16 protein-coding genes and 1 riboswitch are annotated in these 17,723 nt (G+C 52.6%); of the genes, 15 read left to right on the top strand and 1 reads right to left on the bottom strand.

Going from position 1 to position 17,723, the window contains the following annotated elements; genetic code table 11:
• Positions 1–6 precede the first annotated feature (6 nt).
• The 15 genes from lpdA to NR121_RS21495 all read left to right on the top strand — a co-directional run bounded on the left by lpdA (position 7) and on the right by NR121_RS21495 (position 16,674).
• Positions 7–1,422, top strand: a complete 1,416-nt coding sequence (gene lpdA / locus NR121_RS21565) for a dihydrolipoyl dehydrogenase (RefSeq protein ID WP_054819157.1) — start codon at positions 7–9, stop codon at positions 1,420–1,422.
• Between the two features lie 168 nt (positions 1,423–1,590).
• Positions 1,591–1,740 (top strand): hypothetical protein, encoded by a 150-nt coding sequence (locus NR121_RS21560; protein WP_160327383.1) that lies wholly within the window; start codon positions 1,591–1,593, stop codon positions 1,738–1,740.
• A complete protein-coding gene (locus tag NR121_RS21555; protein WP_054819158.1) occupies positions 1,737–2,516 on the top strand; it encodes a DUF429 domain-containing protein in 780 nt (259 codons plus the stop codon). The genes NR121_RS21560 and NR121_RS21555 overlap by 4 nt, the downstream gene beginning before the upstream one ends.
• The gene (locus NR121_RS21550) at positions 2,485–3,387 is read left to right on the top strand and encodes a helix-turn-helix domain-containing protein (RefSeq protein ID WP_062409185.1); all 903 of its coding nucleotides are present in this window, start codon (positions 2,485–2,487) and stop codon (positions 3,385–3,387) included. The genes NR121_RS21555 and NR121_RS21550 overlap by 32 nt, the downstream gene beginning before the upstream one ends.
• A gap of 182 nt (positions 3,388–3,569) precedes the next feature.
• Positions 3,570–3,655, top strand: a riboswitch (cyclic di-GMP riboswitch).
• Positions 3,656–3,755: 100 nt separating this feature from the next.
• Positions 3,756–5,666, top strand: coding sequence for a flagellar assembly protein A (locus NR121_RS21545; protein ID WP_137670140.1), 1,911 nt, complete (start codon positions 3,756–3,758; stop codon positions 5,664–5,666).
• Between the two features lie 59 nt (positions 5,667–5,725).
• Positions 5,726–6,715: an HD-GYP domain-containing protein gene (locus NR121_RS21540; protein ID WP_171005881.1), complete on the top strand. Its 990-nt coding sequence runs from the start codon at positions 5,726–5,728 to the stop codon at positions 6,713–6,715.
• 299 nt (positions 6,716–7,014) lie between these two features.
• Positions 7,015–8,703, top strand: a complete 1,689-nt coding sequence (locus NR121_RS21535; protein ID WP_074727197.1) for a long-chain-fatty-acid--CoA ligase — start codon at positions 7,015–7,017, stop codon at positions 8,701–8,703.
• A gap of 183 nt (positions 8,704–8,886) precedes the next feature.
• Positions 8,887–9,210, top strand: coding sequence for an SCP2 sterol-binding domain-containing protein (locus tag NR121_RS21530; protein ID WP_062409181.1), 324 nt, complete (start codon positions 8,887–8,889; stop codon positions 9,208–9,210).
• 452 nt (positions 9,211–9,662) lie between these two features.
• Positions 9,663–11,312, top strand: coding sequence for an AraC family transcriptional regulator (locus NR121_RS21525; RefSeq protein WP_054819165.1), 1,650 nt, complete (start codon positions 9,663–9,665; stop codon positions 11,310–11,312).
• Between the two features lie 100 nt (positions 11,313–11,412).
• Positions 11,413–12,417 (top strand): ABC transporter substrate-binding protein, encoded by a 1,005-nt coding sequence (locus NR121_RS21520; RefSeq protein ID WP_375162533.1) that lies wholly within the window; start codon positions 11,413–11,415, stop codon positions 12,415–12,417.
• A gap of 17 nt (positions 12,418–12,434) precedes the next feature.
• Positions 12,435–13,442, top strand: a complete 1,008-nt coding sequence (locus NR121_RS21515; protein WP_256831914.1) for a FecCD family ABC transporter permease — start codon at positions 12,435–12,437, stop codon at positions 13,440–13,442.
• Positions 13,435–14,457 carry a FecCD family ABC transporter permease gene (locus tag NR121_RS21510; RefSeq protein WP_054819166.1) on the top strand — a complete coding sequence of 341 codons (1,023 nt, stop codon included), beginning with the start codon at positions 13,435–13,437 and terminating at the stop codon, positions 14,455–14,457. Before NR121_RS21515 ends, NR121_RS21510 begins: the two co-directional genes overlap by 8 nt.
• A gap of 24 nt (positions 14,458–14,481) precedes the next feature.
• The gene (locus tag NR121_RS21505) at positions 14,482–15,240 is read left to right on the top strand and encodes an alpha/beta hydrolase (RefSeq protein ID WP_256831913.1); all 759 of its coding nucleotides are present in this window, start codon (positions 14,482–14,484) and stop codon (positions 15,238–15,240) included.
• Positions 15,230–16,075 carry an alpha/beta hydrolase gene (locus NR121_RS21500; protein ID WP_062409176.1) on the top strand — a complete coding sequence of 282 codons (846 nt, stop codon included), beginning with the start codon at positions 15,230–15,232 and terminating at the stop codon, positions 16,073–16,075. The genes NR121_RS21505 and NR121_RS21500 overlap by 11 nt, the downstream gene beginning before the upstream one ends.
• Before the next feature lie 32 nt (positions 16,076–16,107).
• Positions 16,108–16,674 carry a nitroreductase family protein gene (locus tag NR121_RS21495; protein ID WP_054819167.1) on the top strand — a complete coding sequence of 189 codons (567 nt, stop codon included), beginning with the start codon at positions 16,108–16,110 and terminating at the stop codon, positions 16,672–16,674.
• 172 nt (positions 16,675–16,846) lie between these two features.
• Here NR121_RS21495 and NR121_RS21490 read toward each other — a convergent pair whose 3' ends face one another.
• Positions 16,847–17,617 carry a DeoR/GlpR family DNA-binding transcription regulator gene (locus NR121_RS21490; RefSeq protein ID WP_074727203.1) on the bottom strand — a complete coding sequence of 257 codons (771 nt, stop codon included), beginning with the start codon at positions 17,615–17,617 and terminating at the stop codon, positions 16,847–16,849.
• Positions 17,618–17,723 lie beyond the last annotated feature (106 nt).

The raw sequence follows: 17,723 nt of genomic DNA, 5'->3' as shown, positions 1-17,723 counted from the left end.
TCCATTATGGTAGTTGGAGACGCATCAGTTGAAATCGATGTGCTTGTCATCGGAGCCGGTCCCGGCGGGTATGTCGCCGCGATCCGTGCCGCCCAGCTCGGCAAAAGCGTGCTGGTGGTGGATAAGGCCGAGCTTGGAGGCGTCTGCCTGAACCGCGGCTGCATCCCGTCCAAAGCCTTGATATCCGCGGCACATCAATATGAGCTGGTCAACCATGCCGCTTCGGTCGGTATCTCGGCGGAGAATGTCTCGATCGATTTTAACAAAGTCCAGGAGTGGAAAAACGGCATCGTCAAAAAGCAATCCGGCGGCGTCGGCATGCTGCTCAAGGGCAATAAAGTACAGGTATTCCATGGCGAGGCGCTGTTCATCAACGAGCATGAGGCGCGCGTGTTTAACGATAACGAAACGGCCCGGTACCGTTTCAACCACTGCATCATTGCGACGGGGTCCCGTCCGATCGAGCTCAAGGCGTTTCCTTTCGGCGGCAGGATCATCTCCTCGACAGAGGCGCTGTCCTTAAAGGAAATTCCAAAGAGCATGGTCGTGATCGGCGGCGGCTACATCGGAATCGAGCTTGGTCAAACCTATGCCAAATTCGGTACGAAGGTTACGGTGCTGGAGGGATCGGATTCGATTCTTCCCGGCTTTGAGAAGGATCTTACCCAGCTTGTGGCGCGCAACCTGAAAAAGCTGAATGTAGACATCGTGACGGAAGCGTTGGCGCAGAGCTCCGAGCAAACCGACAAGGATGTAACAGTGACCTACACCGTAAAAGGCGAGGAAAAGAAAATCACGGCCGACTACGTGCTTGTTACGGTAGGCCGTCGTCCCAATACGGACGGCGACCTGTCCCTGGAACTCGCCGGAGTGGAGGTTGGCGAGCGCGGCCTGATCAAGGTGAACGAAAAATGCCAGACCAACGTGCCGCACATTTATGCTATCGGCGACATCGTACCGGGTCCTGCGCTTGCGCATAAAGCTTCCTATGAAGCAAAAGTGGCGGCGGAATCGATCGCAGGTCTGCCCAGCGCAGTGGACTATAAAGTCATTCCGGCCGTCGTATTCTCCGATCCGGAAATCGCGGGCGTCGGTCTCAGCGAGACGGAAGCAAAAGAGAAGGGCATCAATGTCGTCGTAGGCAAGTTCCCGTATGGAGCTAACGGACGCGCGCAATCGATGAACGCCACCGACGGCTTCGTGAAGCTGATCGGCGACAAAGACAGCGGACTGTTGCTTGGCGGGTTTGTCGTCGGTGCAGAAGCGTCCAACCTGATCGCCGAGCTGACGCTGGCCATTGAGATGGGAGCCACGCTTGAAGATATCGCGCTCACGATCCATGCGCACCCGACGCTTGGCGAGATTACCATGGACGCTGCCGAAGGCGCGCTTGGCCATCCGATTCACCAGTTAGGGAAGTAAGAAAGAATGAAAAGCCGAGGATGAATGGAAATCCATGTATCCTCGGCTTTTTGCGTTTAAAGCAGTACGGATGCCGAGGCGCTATTTGTCCTTGTCTCAGCATGTCCGTTCCATGCAAAAGGATGTATAATAAAGACAATGACCAAGGGATAAAGGGCGTGTTCAACTATGCAAGCGCATACCTGTTTATTGGCGGATCGGGACGAAAACAAGCAAGCCGCGGACGAATGGGATCGGGAGTGCGGGACAAGGTTTATGGCTGAGCGGTTTTTGCAGTTGAATCCGGGTGCCGGCAAAGCGGAGCCGGAAAACTCATGAAGGGCGGCTCCTTTGCAGGCATTGACGGCTGCCCGGCGGGCTGGCTGACGGTGGAGCTTACGATTGACGGAAGCTGGACGGCGGGGGTGTTCGAGGACCTGGAAAGCCTATGGGCGGCGTATCGGCAGGCAGCGTTGTTGTTGATCGATATGCCGATCGGTCTGGCCGACGGCAGCGAGCCGCGACGCTGCGATGTGCTGGCGCGGCAGCTGCTGAAGCCCGGACGGGCGTCCAGCATATTCCCTGCGCCCGTCCGCGAGGTGCTGAGTGCCACGGATTATGCGCAGGCGAATGCGCTCCAGCGCAGGCTCAGCGGTCGGGGATTATCGCGCCAAACCTGGGCGCTTGTCCCGAAGATTCGCATGCTGGACCGGCTGCTCCGGCAGGATGAAGCGGCCCGCTTAACGTTTCGCGAGTCGCATCCGGAGCTTTGCCTCGCACAGCTTTTCGGCGGCCCGATGCGCAGCGGGAAGAAGAGCCAGGCGGGCTTTGACGAGCGTATGGCGCATCTGCGGGGCGTGTATGCACAAGCCGACGAGGTTGTCGAAGAGCTGATGCTGCGGTATCCGCGCAAAGCGGTGGCGCGGGACGATATCGTCGATGCGCTTGTGCTCGCGGTAACGGCATGGTTGAGTGAAGGCAGACCGAGGCAGCTGCCCGAGGGCGGAGATGGGGACCGCTTGGGAATACAACGGATCATAGCTTATTACTGTTTTCTTAAAGAGGAAAGGTTGGAAAAGCACAATGCCGAATCGTTGGGCAAGCTTGATGGTTGAAAAGGCTGCGGTTGGCATCTGTCTTTGCAAATGGGATGGCCGTCAATTCATGGTCGAGGAGGCGAATCCGGCTTTTTTCCAGATCATCGGCTATACAAAAGAAGAGCTGGGGCAGGCATCCTTCTTATCTTTTCTATCGGCTGAATACAGGGATTGGGTATTGAAGCGCCCGGAGTTTTTTGAGTATGATGAGGTTCTGTTTTCGGAAGAGAGATGGACCGTAAAACACGGGCATCAAGTGGATGTGGAGCTATCTTTACGCGAAACGGTTATGGATGGGGTCTATTACTATATTATGGTTGTCAGAGACGTCAGCGACAAAAAATGGATTTTACGGCAGGGTACGGGGTATGAGGTAAGCGGAACGCTGACGACGAAATTCCGCTTTACCGATTGCTCGCTCCACGGCCCCTTGCTGGATCTGCAGAGAAAAGATTTGTTAGCGCAGCCGTTTCTTTCTTTTGTCGGATCCAAACATTTGCTTCAGGTAAGGCACTCGCTCCGCCAGGCCTTATTGTCCGCATCCGGCTTCAGTATGGCGCTGGAGTGGGTACATAACCATCGACAGGCAGATATGGAATTTCGCTTTCAACCTCTGTTAAACGGCAGGCAGGAAGTCACCCGAATTGCCTTTGTCGGCAAATGCCTGGCAAACGGGCAAACACGGGAACCGTCGGGAATAGCTGTTACGCTGCGCATGCTGATGGCGGAACGCCGTATGACGGCAACCAGGCTTTCTGAGCTGACCGGACTGTCCATGGGCACGATCTCCAAAATGAGAAACGGAAAAATTACAAACCCGCATAAATATACCATACAATGTATTGCGGATGCACTGGGTGTTCCGATTACCGAGCTTTGGCGCGATTAGATCTGTAACAATATGTAAAAACGGGTGTAAATAATGCAATGTTTTAACCTTTTTGTCGAATATTAGCGAAAAATGACACATAAAATACTTTCTACAAGCATGGATTAGTCCTTTTGTCTTATATCGTGTTGTCGTTTGCCGATCTGCTTGATTATAATTTAATTATAAAACGGAATATTTCATTACGATAATGGCAAACTTGTCGAAAGGCAAGGACGCAAAGCAATGGGCCTAAAGTATTTTATGCTATGGCAGCCATGCCGCCGATAATGGAAGGAACGTATTTTTCATGCACCTTTCCCCGGCTGGAGAAGGTGCATTTTTTCTAAGCTGCAAAACGCTTGATTCAGAGGAAGGAGGTAGTCCGGATGTCCGACTCTATTACGGAAATGGAATTGGTCAAAATGATAAAATCGTTGGCGTTGGATTCAGCGCCGAATGGTGCCGGTTTGTCGGATTATTCCAAAGAGGAAGCTCTCGGCGGGCATAAAGAAAATACGAACCGAGGCTGGTTTAGTGTAAGCGGAAATGAAATTTTTGTACATACGTCGGATGACGAGATGTCGCCCCTTACCATTGAGGCTATACCCCCGGTCAAGCTGACTGTAAATGGAGAAGCGGTCTCCGGTACGGTAACCGTAACATCCAAGGACAAGCTGGAGTGGTCCGTAGAGGAATCTCCATTGTTTGAAATTCAGGTATCCGAGGATCGTATGCAAGCCTACCTGCTTGTGCATTCACCCGTCAGGTATGTATGGAAGCTCAGCGAGTGCGAGCCTGCCGCCCATTTGGTTCTCAGAGCGGAAGAAGACCAATCGATTATTCTTAACAAACTGGAGTTTAACGATATTATTCTTGAGCTGGATCGTTTGTCGATCACGAAAAACCGGAACATCGGGGCAGTGTTTGAGGAAGTGCTTAATCCGACATTCGAGCCGATTCTGATCGCGCGGGGAAAGCCTCCGGTTCCCGGAAAGGATGCGGAGCTGCAGCTCTTTTTCACAGAGCAGGTGGAAAATCAGTATGTGGAAATCGGGGGCGTGGTCGATTACAGAAATCATTTAAATATTCCTTCGGTCACTCCGGGAGATGTGATCGCCCGAAAAATTCCGCCGGAAGAAGGGACCGTCGGCTACGACGTATATGGCAATTTCATTCGGCCAAAAGAACCGAAGGATATTGTTATTGTAGCCAAAGACGGGGTGCAAATCCGGGAGGACGGCTTCGTTATCGCTCTTAGAGAAGGAAGACCGCGCATCACCGGCAACCAAACGAAGTTTTTTGATATTACGAAGGCTTATATCGTACCCGGCGATGTCAATATTGAAACGGGACATATTGTTTTTTCCGGCGACATTATCATTTATGGAAACGTGATGGAAAGCATGATCGTCGAGTCGCTTGGCAATGTGTATATCTCAGGCAGTGTCTACAACGCTACCGTCACGGCAACCGGCAGCATTTACATTCAAGGCAATGCGATCAAAAGCAATCTGTACTCCGGTTATTTCGGGGTGTTGTATAACCGGCTTTACAACAATTCCAAATTGTTAATGTCCCAATTCGAACAGCTGCTTGAAGCAGCGAAGCTTCTTTTCGAGATGGTGGAAAAGAAGGGGCAGAAGCCCCATTACGGACAAATTATTTTACTGCTCGTGGAAAACAAGTTTAAAGATATTTATAAACTGGCCAAAGAAGCGTTATCGGTGATTATTAATATCCGGTCCCGAGACAAGACGGCTTGGCTGAATCTTAAAGACATGCTGGAACGGTTCCTTCAGCTCTCCCGGATGCCGCAATTGATTTCTCACGGAACGATTCTCGGCATTTTGAATTCTCTCAGGGAGACGGTCCAGCATGTCGGCAGCATGCAAGAAGCCAAAGTACGGATCGATATCGGGCAGTGCCATTTATCCACGCTCAAATCCAACGGCGACATTTTGATCCGAAAAGAAGGGGTGCTGCAAAGCGACCTGTACTCAGCGGCCAATATTGTATTTTATGACAAAGATGCCGTATGCCGAGGCTCCCGTTTGGAGGCGGACGGCATGATTTCCGCCATGATGGTCGGCGGTCAGACGGGGGCTCCGTCGGTTTTAAGGTCCAAGACGAAAATTATTCTGAAGAGCATGAGCTCCGGCAGGGTATGCATCGAAAATTACTGCATCGAAATTCTGGAGCACATCGAGAATCAGACGATCGATATGGAATGGGTAAAAAGCCGCGTATATTCCGCCAGAGGCATTCAAAATCAACAGACCAACGGTAAATTGGCGTGATGACGGACGATAAAGGTTTACGCCAGTTGATAGAAAAATCGCATCTTCTGGGCAAGAGGTTGAATAAAAATATATATAATCGAAATGGACTATTAATTCTGCCAGCTTCCTCCATTCTTACAACGGAAAGCCTTAAATCGCTTCAAGAGCACGGTCTTAAACTTGACAGTACGGATGTGATTCTCCCGGAATTTGAGCCTGAGCAGCTTGTACGGCTTGCTATCCGTGAGATGAAGGAGATGTTTGCGGATATCCGCGCCGCCGGAAGGGTTCCTGTCGACAAGGTATGCCGTACGGTTCTGCCGGCCATCATGCGTATTTCGGGCCGTTCGGATACGTATCGCATTTTGTTGACGCTGGAGAAGCAGGATGAAGATACGTACAAGCACAGTGTCGGAGTCGGCGTGATGGCGGGATTGCTGGCCAAATGGCTCGGCCTGTCCGTAAATGAACGGGTTCGAATCACCTTGGCCGGCCTTCTTCACGATGTGGGCAAGCTGTTCGTTCCGCAATCGATCCTTCAAAAGCCGGGCCAATTGGATGAACAGGAGTTCTGTGAAGTCAAGCGCCACGCCCGGTACGGTTATGATCTCCTCGTTCGCGAACCGGGGCTGGATCCGGTGATTGCTTTGGCCGCGCTGCAGCACCATGAACGGGAGGATGGCAGCGGCTACCCTGCGGGGTTACCGGGAAACCGCATTGAAAAGGTTAGCAAAATCGTGGCTGTGGCCGACGTGTTTCATGCAATGTCCTCTAAGAGGGCGTACCGAAATGCTTTGCCTTTATTTGATGTGCTTCAAAGCATCGCCGATCATGCTTATGGTATGCTGGATCCGGGTATTGTCCGCTGCTTTGTCCGGCATGTGACCGAATGTACGATTGGAAGCCGTGTAGACTTGTCTGATGGAACGCAAGCAACGGTAGTCATGGTTCATGAAGCGGATCCTTGTCGTCCCCTGGTGTATGGGTCCGGTCAGTTTATCGACCTGAGGAAGCGGCCGGGGTTAAAGATCGGAAGGCTGCGCGACGGGGGAACCGTTTCTGTATAGTGGATGATCATCGAGGGCGCCGGGCGGTTTCTCCGCTGATAAGGGCGCTTTTTCGCGTTTCATGGCTTTCCGCGCCGATCGTCAACAATGAATATTTCCGCAGATCCTCGTAGAGGCGGCCTGTTGAGGACAACGGAAGGTGAAGGAAAGTCATATCGGGTTAGCCGGAATCATATATTATCCATTACAGGAATATGTAAACGTTTTCGGACGACCCTGGCAAAACATTAGTTGATCCGGAAGCGGTTTGCTTACCAAGCGCAGCTTGACATGACTAGCCCGATGTGGAGGTGGTTTCAATGACCAGCAAACCTTGGCTCAAGCATTATCCTGCCGAGGTGCCACCGACCTTTGATTATCCGAAGCAGAATTTGGCACATTTCTTGAAGGAATCCGCCCAGACCTATCCGAAGCATATCGCTTTAGATTTTTTGGGTAAAAAAATATCTTACCGGGAGCTGCTCGATTCAGCCTACCGGTTTGCGAATACGCTGATCCGCCTCGGCGTCAGAAAGGGCAATCGCGTAGCGATCATGCTGCCCAATTGCCCGCAAACCGTGATCGCTTATTATGGCACACTGCTGATGGGCGGAGTGGTAGTGATGACGAATCCGATGTATACGCCGCGGGAGCTGGAGTACCAGCTCAAGGATTCGGGGGCGACCGTGATCGTAACTTTGGATTTGCTTTTCGACCGGGTTTACCAGGTAAAGGAGAAGGCGGAAATCCGGCAGATCATCGTTACGTCTATCAAGGACTATTTGCCGATACCGCAAAATTGGCTGTATCCCCTATTTGCCAAACTGAAGAAGATGAAACGGGATGTTATTTATGGGGAAGGCGTATATTCGTTCGTCAAGCTGCTGCGCCGGGCATCCCCGGAGCCGTGCGGCGTCAAGCTGGATGCGGAGAATGATCTCGCACTGATTCAGTACACGGGCGGGACGACAGGGCGGGCCAAAGGCGTGATGCTTACGCATTATAATCTGGTCGCCAATACGATTCAAAACCGGCTCTGGTCTTACCGTTCAAAGCAGGCAGGCGAGGTTTATTTATCTGCATTGCCTTTTTTCCATGTTTTCGGCTTAACGGTGCTGTTGAACAAATCGGTCTATTTGGCTGGAACGATGGCTCTGCTGCCGCGATTTGAGATCGCCCTGCTGGTCGAGACCGTACGACGGGTGAAGCCGACGATCTTCCCGGGCGCCCCGACGATGTATGCGGGTTTGATCCGTCATGCGCTAACCGGCAGTACATTGTCTTCTCTGGAGGTGTGTGTCAGCGGCGCGGCTCCTCTTCCGGCGGAGATTCAGCAGAAGTTTGAAGCCATGACGGGCGCCAGACTGGTCGAAGGCTATGGCTTAACAGAGGCGTCGCCGGTCACTCATGCGAACAATATATGGGAGAAACGTAAAATCGGATCGATCGGCATTCCGTTACCCGACACGGAGGCCCGGATCGTCGATCCCGATCACGATACGGAGCTGCCGGCGGGGGAAATCGGCGAGCTGATTGTTCGCGGCCCTCAGGTTATGAAAGGCTACTGGAATCGTCCGGAGGATACGGCAGCCGCTTTGCGGGATGGCTGGCTGTACACCGGGGACATGGCGAAGATGGATGAGGATGGTTTTTTTACCATTTTGGACCGAAAGAAAGATTTGATCATTGCCGGCGGCTACAACGTTTATCCACGGGAAGTCGAGGAAGTGCTTTATGAACATCCTGAGGTTGAGGAGGCTGTGGTGGCAGGAGTGAGCGACCCTTATCGCGGGGAGACGGTAAAAGCCTATTTGGTGATGAAAAAAAACAGTGAGGCAGGTGCGGAAGAATTGAACCTCTGGTGCCGGCAAAGACTCGCAGCATATAAGGTACCGCATGTTTATGAATTCCGCGAAACGCTGCCCAAGTCTCTGGTGGGCAAGGTGCTGCGCAGGAAGCTTGAGGAAGAAGAAGCGGAGAAGACGGATGACGATACGGTGGAAAGCTGATCTGAAACGATTTCGATGGGGAACAACGAGCAAGCTTGCCGGCGGAAAAGGCTTGACCGGAGGCGGCACCGGATATGTTCTGAAATGCCCGGCGGTGTCTTGGAAGAGAGCCAGCCGGAACGGGTGACGGTACGTTTCATTTGGTGTTCCGCCACTTGAATCCATTGATCTTCGAGGTGAGCTATGGCCATTCGGGATGAGCTTCAGCGACTTGTGGATCGAATGAACGGCAGCCCCGAGGCGATCCGGTCGCTGAATGCGGTATATCAATTTCATCTGGCAGATGACAATGTGCTGCAGGTACGCTTTCATGGAGGACAGGTGAGCCTCAAGGAGGGGGCGCCGGATCCTGCGGATTGCAAGCTGACGATGACGGAGGCGACGCTCCGCAAGCTGATGAACCGTCAACTGAACGCGGCAGCCGCGTATATGTCGGGGGATCTAAAGGTGGAAGGAAAAATGACGGTCGCCTTCCGGCTGCAGGAGGTATTGAAGGCTTATTCATAAATTTCAGGGTAGTTCTGACTTCAATGAGGGTGCTCCGACAGGTCGAATCCGGCCTGAGGGACACCCTGTTTTGATATGGAGACATAGATCCGGAGCCAATCCAATACAGCTGATCAAAAATGGGGAAAAAATGCGGCTGGCCGAAAAGAACGGAGTATAGGGACCGGGAAAATCCGATTCCTAAAGGCTGTCGGTAGAGCATCATTTGCGGTAGGTTGAGCAGCGGTTCATGATCTGGAGGCCGACAGAAGCAAGGCCGATTGCTGCCGCCCATAAATTGCAGTTGTCAACCCGAAGTCATATTGCTATAATTCATAATTGATAATGATAACCATTATCAATTGATGAAATGATCGAATCCGATTCCATAAGCGGACAAAGCGTACCAAGTGAACAAGGTGGACAAACCTATTTGTCAGCATGATTCGGTTTAAAGGAGAAGGTGAAGGCCGATGAATTCGATCCGGACGGAAAATACAGGACCGTGGGCTCATGAGGCGGAGGGTTTGATGGTTCATCTTCTGGACATCGATTTGATGAAAGGCGGCTGCGAATGGAGGATGGAACAGCGGTTCACCGAATCATATGTCTTAATCGTTGCCACGTTAGGGCAAGGACGGTTATCGATCGGCAGCCAACATTATCGGCTGAGGCAGGATGCGGTTTATGTTTGTCCTCCGGGAGAGACGTTCGGGGCTGCGGCGGAGTCCGAGGATGGGCTTGGATTGTTTCTGCTTCGCTACGAGCTTTACCGTATAGCCGGTTCAAATCGCGATGCCGTACGCTGCAGCGGCGGAGCCGGCTTCTTCCCGGAGCGTGGCGAAATCCCGGTTCCATCCGGGGCTCGTTTGGCCGCATTGTGTCATACCGCCTATCTGCACAGGCAGAGTCGTGACAGCCTGGAGCGTTTCCGCGGGCAGCTTGTGTTCCAGGAACTGCTGTACTCTATCTTGGAGAACAGACGCCACTCGGCCGAAGATTCGCATTCGGCGCTGGAGCGCGCGAAAGCGTACATGGACAGCCATTACCAGCAAAATCTTTCGATCGAGCAGCTGGCCCGTCTGGCGGATATAAGCCCTAAGTATTTTGTGGACCTGTTTAAAAAATTGTACGGCATCAGCGCCGTCGATTATTTGACCGCCCTGCGGATGAACAAGGCGAAGCAGCTGATGGCAAGATCCAACGCGAGGCTGAAGGATATCGCCCATCAAGTCGGCTATAACGATGAATTTTATTTTAGCCGCAAATTCAAAAAGGAGACGGGCTGCCCGCCGACGACCTACATGTCGAAACGCCGCCGCAAGATCGCTGCATACGGCGCCGGGGTGACCGGGCACCTGCTCGCGCTCCATATGATCCCTTACGCCGCTCCTCTTAACCCCAAGTGGACAGCGTATTATTACCGAACATACCGTTCGGATATACCGGTCCATCTTAGTGCGTACCGCCATAACGAGCACTGGAAATCCAATATTGAAACGCTGTTTCAGGTGCGCCCCGATACGATCATCAGTACCGACGAACTGCAGGACGGGGAGAAGGAGATGCTCGAACAGGCGGCTCCCGTATATTATATCCCGCGGAAGCATACCGACTGGCGGGAGCAGTTGAGGCTGACCGCCGAATATCTCGATATCCCCAAGGAAGCGGAGCTGTGGCTTAACAATTATGACCGGAAAGTCAAAGCCGTACGGGAGCGTCTGAAGCACAAAACGAAGAACGAGACGTTCCTGACGCTGAGCATATACAAGGACCGCTGTCAGGTTTATGCCAACCGGAGCATCATCGAGGTATTCTACGGGGATCTCCAGCTGACTCCCGCGCATGCGATCGATCAAGTTTTTACTGGAGAACCGGTAACCCCGGAGCGGCTGCACGTTTACGATGCGGACCATATCCTCGTAAACGTATGCCAGGAGACGGAATCGCTCCTGCATTGGGAATCGCTGCAGCTCTCTCCGTCGTGGCAAAGCTTAAAGGCTGTAAGCCGCAATCAGGTCTATGTCATCTCTTCCGATCCTTGGCGTGAATATTCAGCTTCCTCGCACGACCGTCTTGTGGACGAGACGCTCAGGCTGCTAACAGGAAATCGTCCATGTTAATTCAGGATTTCGTCCATGGTTCAGGCCAAGGCGATGTTTTATAATTGCAAATGAGAATTGTTATCAATTGAATCGAAGAAGCTTGGGAGGAGACATCAGCATCATGAAAACGAAGTTTGTAAGCTTTAGCTTCATCGTATTACTCATCTTGGTTTTAGCCGCATGCGCAAACCAAGCAGCGCCGGCGACGGGCGGCGCCCCTTCGGGGAATAAAACATCGGAAAGCACTGCCGAGAAACCGAAGGAACCGCCAATTGCGGGTCAAACGAAAACAATCACTTATTTGGACAAGCAATATACGGTCACCGTGCCCTCCGGCAAAATCGTCATAACGGGCGCTCTGGAAGCGATGGAGGACGCCCTTGTGCTGGGGGTTGAACCGATCGGCGCTATAACGGTCGGCGGCAAGTTCCCCGACCTGTTTAAGCCGATTACCGGGTCTTCGCAATCGATCGGCGAGAAAACGCAGCCGAACATGGAAACGATTCTGAAGCTGAAGCCGGATGTCATTCTCGGCACAACTAAATTCCAGCCGGAGGTGGTGGAGAAGCTGGCGAAAATCGCTCCGACGATTCAGGTATCCCATATTGCTACCAACTGGGAAGCGAATCTGCGTCTGATGGGCGAGCTGACCGGCAAGCAAGCGGAAGCCGAGAAAGTGCTGAAGCAGTATAAGGACGATGTCGAAGCGGCGAAAAAGCAGCTGGGCGAGAAGTGGAAAGGGAAGAAAGTCGTGACGGTCCGGATTCGCAACGGAGCCCTGAATATTTATCCGGCTGACGTTTTCTTCAACCCGACGATTTATGGAGAGCTTGGAATGGACGTGCCGGATGAGGTCAAGGCAGCCAAAGCGCAGCAAACCATTTCTTTAGAACAGTTCAGCGCCATGAACCCCGATGCGATCTTCCTTCAATTCTCCGAGGACGAGAACAAGGATCATTTGAAATCGCTGCAGGAGCTGCAAAACAACCCGATCTGGGGAAGCATCAACGCGGTGAAAAACAATAAGGTGTTCGTCAATGTCGTGGATCCGCTCGCACAAGGGGGCACATCCTGGAGCAAAATCCATTTCCTGAAAGCAGCTGTTCAGAAGCTGTCCGAATGAGAGGGCTCGGTTGACGTATGAGGCTTAGGATTTCTTACACCGCGTTTTTGCTCGGCATTGCCCCCGTTATGATCATGCTCATCATGCTCTTATCCATACGCTACGGGGCAAAATCGATGGATGTCAGCACGGTGTGGAACGCGTTCTTTCATTTCGATAAGGGAAATGTGGACCATCAGATTATTATGCATTCCAGGGTTCCCCGGGCTGCCGGGGCACTACTTATCGGAGCCTTCCTCGCCATATCCGGGGCCATTATGCAGGGGATGACAAGGAATTACTTGGCATCCCCCTCTATTATGGGGGTTACGGACGGCTCGGCGTTCGCTATTACACTGGGAATGGTGCTGCTGCCGGAGGCCTCGTCAATGGAGTTGATCGTATGCTCTTTAATCGGCTCCGCTTTGGGCGTCGGGATCGTTTTCGGCATTGCATCGCTGCTGCCCGGCGGTTTGTCCCCGGTTCGAATGGCGATTATCGGGACGATTATCGGAACGTTTCTGAGCAGTGTTTCCGCGGCGGTAGCGACGTACTTTCAAGTTTCGCAAAATATCAGCTTCTGGTATAACGCAAGGCTTTACCAGCTCGATCCGACACTGATCAAGCTTGCCATCCCGTTTGCTGTTGTCGGCATCGTCATGGCGTTGTGCATTTCCCCGTCGGTCACGATTTTATCGCTAGGCGAGGAAGTGTCCGTCGGTTTGGGCCAGCGTACTCTGCTTGTGAAAGCGGCCGCTACAGGAGCTGTCGTCATTCTGACGGGAATTTCCGTCGCTTTGGCCGGCAAAATCGGCTTTGTCGGGCTGCTGATTCCGCATATCGCCCGATTTTTTGTCGGCGTCGATTATCGTCGCATCATTCCGTGTGCGGGGGTGCTGGGCGGACTTTTTCTGGGGCTGTGCGACATTCTCAGCCGGTTTCTCAACTATCCATTCGAGACGCCTATCGGGGTGCTAACCGCACTTTTCGGCGTGCCCTTCTTCCTCTATTTGATTCGCAAGAGAGGAGGCGGCAAGCATGCGTAAAGGCTCAGAAAGGCCCTTGTGGCATGTACAGCTTGGCTGCTTCGTCGTCATCGCGGCGGCGGTATACATCCATCTGACCAACGGCGAATTTGACATGACGGTCTCTGAAGTGCTGCGTACGCTGCTCCGTATTCACCCGCAGCCGGATCACGATATGGTACTGTTTGAGTTTCGTCTGCCGCGCATCGTCATTGCGGCGTTGGTCGGTTTCGGCCTCGGTATCGCAGGCGCGGTGATTCAAGGCGTGACCCGGAACGGCCTTGCGGATCCGGGGATTCTCGGCATCAATGCAGGTGCCGGTGCGGCGATCGTATTATTTATGTTTTTCTTTCAAGGGAATGTCATCCGTACCGGATGGACAGCCATTATGATGATGCCGCTCTTCGGTCTTATCGGAGGTTTGGCCGCCGCCGCACTTATCTATTTCTTTGCCTGGCAGAACGGACGACTCGATCCGCAGCGTTTAGTTTTGACAGGGATTGCGATCGGTTCCGGTTTCGGCGCGTTCACCATGTTCCTTTCCCTGCAAATGAACGCCAAAGATTTTGAAATGGCAACCGTCTGGCTGACGGGAAGCATTTGGAATGCCAACTGGGTCTATATCGCATCCATGCTGCCGTGGTTTATCGTGCTAGTGCCCGTTCTCATGCGCAGGGCGCCTCTGCTCGATGTGTTTCAGCTGGAAGAAAGCTCGGTTAAAGGTCTCGGCGTTCGCGTGGAAAGAGAGAAAAGCTTGTTTTTGCTGAGCAGCATCGGACTGGTGAGTGCCTGCGTGTCCGTGTCGGGCAGCATCGGCTTTGTCGGATTGCTCGCCCCGCATATTGCGAAGCGTCTTGTCGGTCTGCGCCATCGGCGGGTGATGTCCGTCTGCGGACTGATCGGGATGATGATGGTCATTGTCTCCGACCTGATTGCCAAAACCGTGTTCTCGCCTGCCGAGCTGCCTGTGGGCATTGTGATTTCGATAGTTGGCGTCCCGTATTTCGTCTACTTGCTGTTTAAAGCCAAAGCCTAGGATATAAAGAAGGGAGAGCGGGCAATGAAGGGCAAGATCGTTCGGGAAAAATTCGAGGGCAGGGAACTCCTGATCTACCTTCCCCAAACCTATGAAACGGACTCGAAAAAGTATCCCGTAGTCTATGTGCATGATCTCGGCGATGTGTTTGATCCGGCCAAGAGTGAAGCCCTCTATGAGCTGGAACGCATGTTTGCGGATGGGTCGCTGTTGGAGGTGATCCTGGTCGGGGTGGAATCCAAAAACCGGATGGACGAATATACGCCCTGGTTTGCGAAGGCCCTTTCCACACCATACAATTACGGCGATTTCGGCGGGAAGGGCGGCGAGTACCTCTCTTTTCTCGCCAACAAGCTGAAGCCATACATGGACGCCTCGCACAGAACAGCCACGGACCCGGAGCATACAGCCGTCATAGGCAAATCGCTCGGCGGGCTGATCTCGATGTATGCGGCTTACCTGTACCCCGGCGTGTTCGGCAAAATCGGTTCCATCTCCGGCTCGTACTGGTTCGAAGGGTTTGCAGACTATATGCGAACGCATGCGATGGACCACGGCAAAATGAAAATCTATATGGATGTAGGAAGCCTGGAAGGGGTCGGCAAGCAGACCGTTCAAAAGGACATGGTTCCACTAACCGGACAAGCGCATGCGATCTTGAGACAAAAGGGCTTTTCCGAAGAACGATTGACGCTGGTGACAGAAGAAGGAGCTGTACACGAACACTCCTATTTTTGCAGGAGATTTCCAAGTGCGTTGAGGTGGTTGTTTCATGCCGTATAAAAAAGCAGCTTTAGAACCCGTTCCGCCGTATGCCATCGTCCATTCGGAAGCGAGAGTCATGTATTCGCGGAACGGGAACCGGGAGTACCGGATTTTTGTGTTCAAACCGGCGCATGAGGCGCCTCCCGAGGGGTTTCCCGTCATCTACGTGCTGGACGCCAATGCCGTATTCGGAACGATGGCTGAAGCGGTCAGGCTGCAATCCCGCAAGCCGCACGGGTTCGGCCCTGCCGTCATTGTCGGGATTGGCTATCCGACGGATGAGCCGCTGGATTCAACAAGAAGATTTTACGATTACACGAAGCCCGCCTCCGCCAAGCTGCCGGTCAGACCCGACGGGTCCCCTTGGCCCGAAACCGGAGGAGCCGATGCGTTCCTGTCTTTCATTGAGGATGAGCTGAAGCCGGCGATCGAACGGGACTTTCCGATTGACAGGAACCGGCAAACCCTGTTCGGCCATTCGCTTGGCGGGCTTTTTACACTGGATGTGTGGCTGAACCGGCCGGAAACGTTCCAAACCTATGTGGCGGGCAGCCCGTCCATCTGGTGGAACAACCGGTATCTGCTGGACGCCGCACGCCGTTTGGCGGAAAGACAGGAGGACAAGGCCCTGCCGGCAGCGGTGTTGATGGCCGTGGGCGGCAAGGAGAAGCCGTTTATGATCCAGGATGCCAGGGAGCTGTTTCAAACGGTAGAGCCTCTTTCTGGACGGGGAATTCGGCTCCAATTCATGGAGCTGGAGGACGAGGGGCACATTACCATACTGCTGCCTCTGATCAATAGGGCGCTGCGGTTCGCTTTAGCGGAGAGCGGGGAGCCTGGAGGCAAACTTTAACCATTTATCATTTGAAGGGAGGTCGCGGACTCATGGAGCTCGCGCGATTAATCAGGGAACGCCGTTCCATTCATGCTTTTGAACACCGGGAAGTCCCGCCCGAGCTTATTATGGAGCTCATGGACACTGCCGTCTGGGTACCCAATTATCATATGACCCAGCCTTGGCGGTTTATACTGACCTACGGCGAGGGCCGCAGGAAGATGGCCGAAGCGGTCCGGACGATGAAGGAAAGCAGGGAGCCCGACCCGGCCCTGAAAAAAGAGGTCGGTCAGAAGTTTTACAATAAAATCATGGCTATCCCGATGATCATGGCCGTCATTATGAAGGAAGATCCGAATCTGGTCGTCAGGGAAGAAGACTACGCTTCGACCAGCTGTATTATTCACAACCTCAGCCTGCTGGCTTGGGAACGGGGAATCGGCATGGTATGGGAGACATACGGCTGGCTGCATCACCCCGTATTTCGCGAGACGATGGGGATTTTGCCTGGAGAAAAGGTGCTGGGCAATCTGCACATCGGATACCCGGCTCAAATTCCTAAAGCTCAGCCGAGAATTCTGGCGGCGGAGCGCATTACTGTGGTTGATAGAGTGTAATGGCGGAAGGAAAGACGAAACAGCAAGTGCACAGACGTCCCTGATTACCACTCGGGGACGGTATTTTTATTTTTACGGACGTTTTCCGCATGCTCAAACTTATTTCCCGGCCCAGTATCTGAAACCTAAAACAACCCGACCGGAGATTCCGATCAGGTTCACAGGCCCCGAATTATGGCTGGGCGACGATGACATGAATGCCTTTATTCACAAACTCCTCAACCAGATGGGCAGGGGTTTGCCAATCGGTGACCAGGGTATCGATTTGTTCAATTGAAGCAGAGGTGGCCAGAGCCGTACGTCCGATCTTGGTATGATCGGCCACCACAATTAACTTTTTGCTTATGGAGACAAGCGATTTTTTCACTCCCAGTGCAAGCAAATTCGTGTTCATGGCCCCCAGTTCCGGCGATAATGCGTTGCATCCGATAATGGCTTTGTCGCAGCGGTATTTTAATAGCACTTCTTCGCATAAATCCCCAACCAGGGAAAGGGTTTTACTCCTCAGGATTCCCCCGGACAAGATTACGGTTATTTCTTCACGATCCGCTTCGCCAAACATTTGACCAATGGTAAGCGATGGGGTCACGACAGTCAAGGGTTGAATGTTCACTAAAAGCTTGGCTACCTCAGTGGTTGTTGTCCCGGCGTCCAAAGCCACGATTTCACGCGGCTGAATCAATTGTGTCACTGCTTTCGCGATGGCTTTTTTTTCGACAGTGCAATCCCCTACACGCATACTATATGAAGGTTCGTAGCCTACGGATTGAATATCGATTGCTCCTCCATAAGTCCGCCGGAGCTTGTTTTTTTGCTCAAGTCTCTCCAGATCACGACGGACGGTAGCCGGAGAAACTTGTAATATATCGATGAGTTCATTCACGGAAACCGTCCCGTTTTTTTGCAGAATTTCCAGAATCTTTTCTTCACGTGCTATAGCCATTGATAATTACACCCCTCATTTGATTCGATATTATCACAATAATAAAAATGAAATCAAGCATTGACGAATTTTTTGATTGGAGTTATCATTTTTTTGAGTAAATTAA

Origin of the sequence: Paenibacillus sp. Pae15, from assembly GCF_024519685.1 — a bacterium.
Taxonomy (GTDB): Bacteria; Bacillota; Bacilli; order Paenibacillales; family NBRC-103111; genus Paenibacillus_G; species Paenibacillus_G naphthalenovorans.
Note: the sequence above shows the minus strand (reverse complement) of the source record. Positions and strands in the feature narration are given on the sequence as shown.

What these genes read in the sequence shown, in the direction of transcription:
- NR121_RS21545 (WP_137670140.1), top strand. Translation starts at nt 3,756, where the DNA reads ATGTCCGACTCTATTACGGAAATGGAATTGGTCAAAATGATAAAATCG.
- NR121_RS21560 (WP_160327383.1), top strand. Translation starts at nt 1,591, where the DNA reads ATGCAAGCGCATACCTGTTTATTGGCGGATCGGGACGAAAACAAGCAA.
- NR121_RS21555 (WP_054819158.1), top strand. Translation starts at nt 1,737, where the DNA reads ATGAAGGGCGGCTCCTTTGCAGGCATTGACGGCTGCCCGGCGGGCTGG.
- NR121_RS21530 (WP_062409181.1), top strand. Translation starts at nt 8,887, where the DNA reads ATGGCCATTCGGGATGAGCTTCAGCGACTTGTGGATCGAATGAACGGC.
- NR121_RS21495 (WP_054819167.1), top strand. Translation starts at nt 16,108, where the DNA reads ATGGAGCTCGCGCGATTAATCAGGGAACGCCGTTCCATTCATGCTTTT.
- NR121_RS21550 (WP_062409185.1), top strand. Translation starts at nt 2,485, where the DNA reads ATGCCGAATCGTTGGGCAAGCTTGATGGTTGAAAAGGCTGCGGTTGGC.
- NR121_RS21510 (WP_054819166.1), top strand. Translation starts at nt 13,435, where the DNA reads ATGCGTAAAGGCTCAGAAAGGCCCTTGTGGCATGTACAGCTTGGCTGC.
- NR121_RS21500 (WP_062409176.1), top strand. Translation starts at nt 15,230, where the DNA reads ATGCCGTATAAAAAAGCAGCTTTAGAACCCGTTCCGCCGTATGCCATC.
- NR121_RS21535 (WP_074727197.1), top strand. Translation starts at nt 7,015, where the DNA reads ATGACCAGCAAACCTTGGCTCAAGCATTATCCTGCCGAGGTGCCACCG.
- NR121_RS21505 (WP_256831913.1), top strand. Translation starts at nt 14,482, where the DNA reads ATGAAGGGCAAGATCGTTCGGGAAAAATTCGAGGGCAGGGAACTCCTG.
- NR121_RS21515 (WP_256831914.1), top strand. Translation starts at nt 12,435, where the DNA reads ATGAGGCTTAGGATTTCTTACACCGCGTTTTTGCTCGGCATTGCCCCC.
- NR121_RS21525 (WP_054819165.1), top strand. Translation starts at nt 9,663, where the DNA reads ATGAATTCGATCCGGACGGAAAATACAGGACCGTGGGCTCATGAGGCG.
- lpdA (WP_054819157.1), top strand. Translation starts at nt 7, where the DNA reads ATGGTAGTTGGAGACGCATCAGTTGAAATCGATGTGCTTGTCATCGGA.
- NR121_RS21490 (WP_074727203.1), bottom strand. Translation starts at nt 17,617, where the DNA reads ATGGCTATAGCACGTGAAGAAAAGATTCTGGAAATTCTGCAAAAAAAC.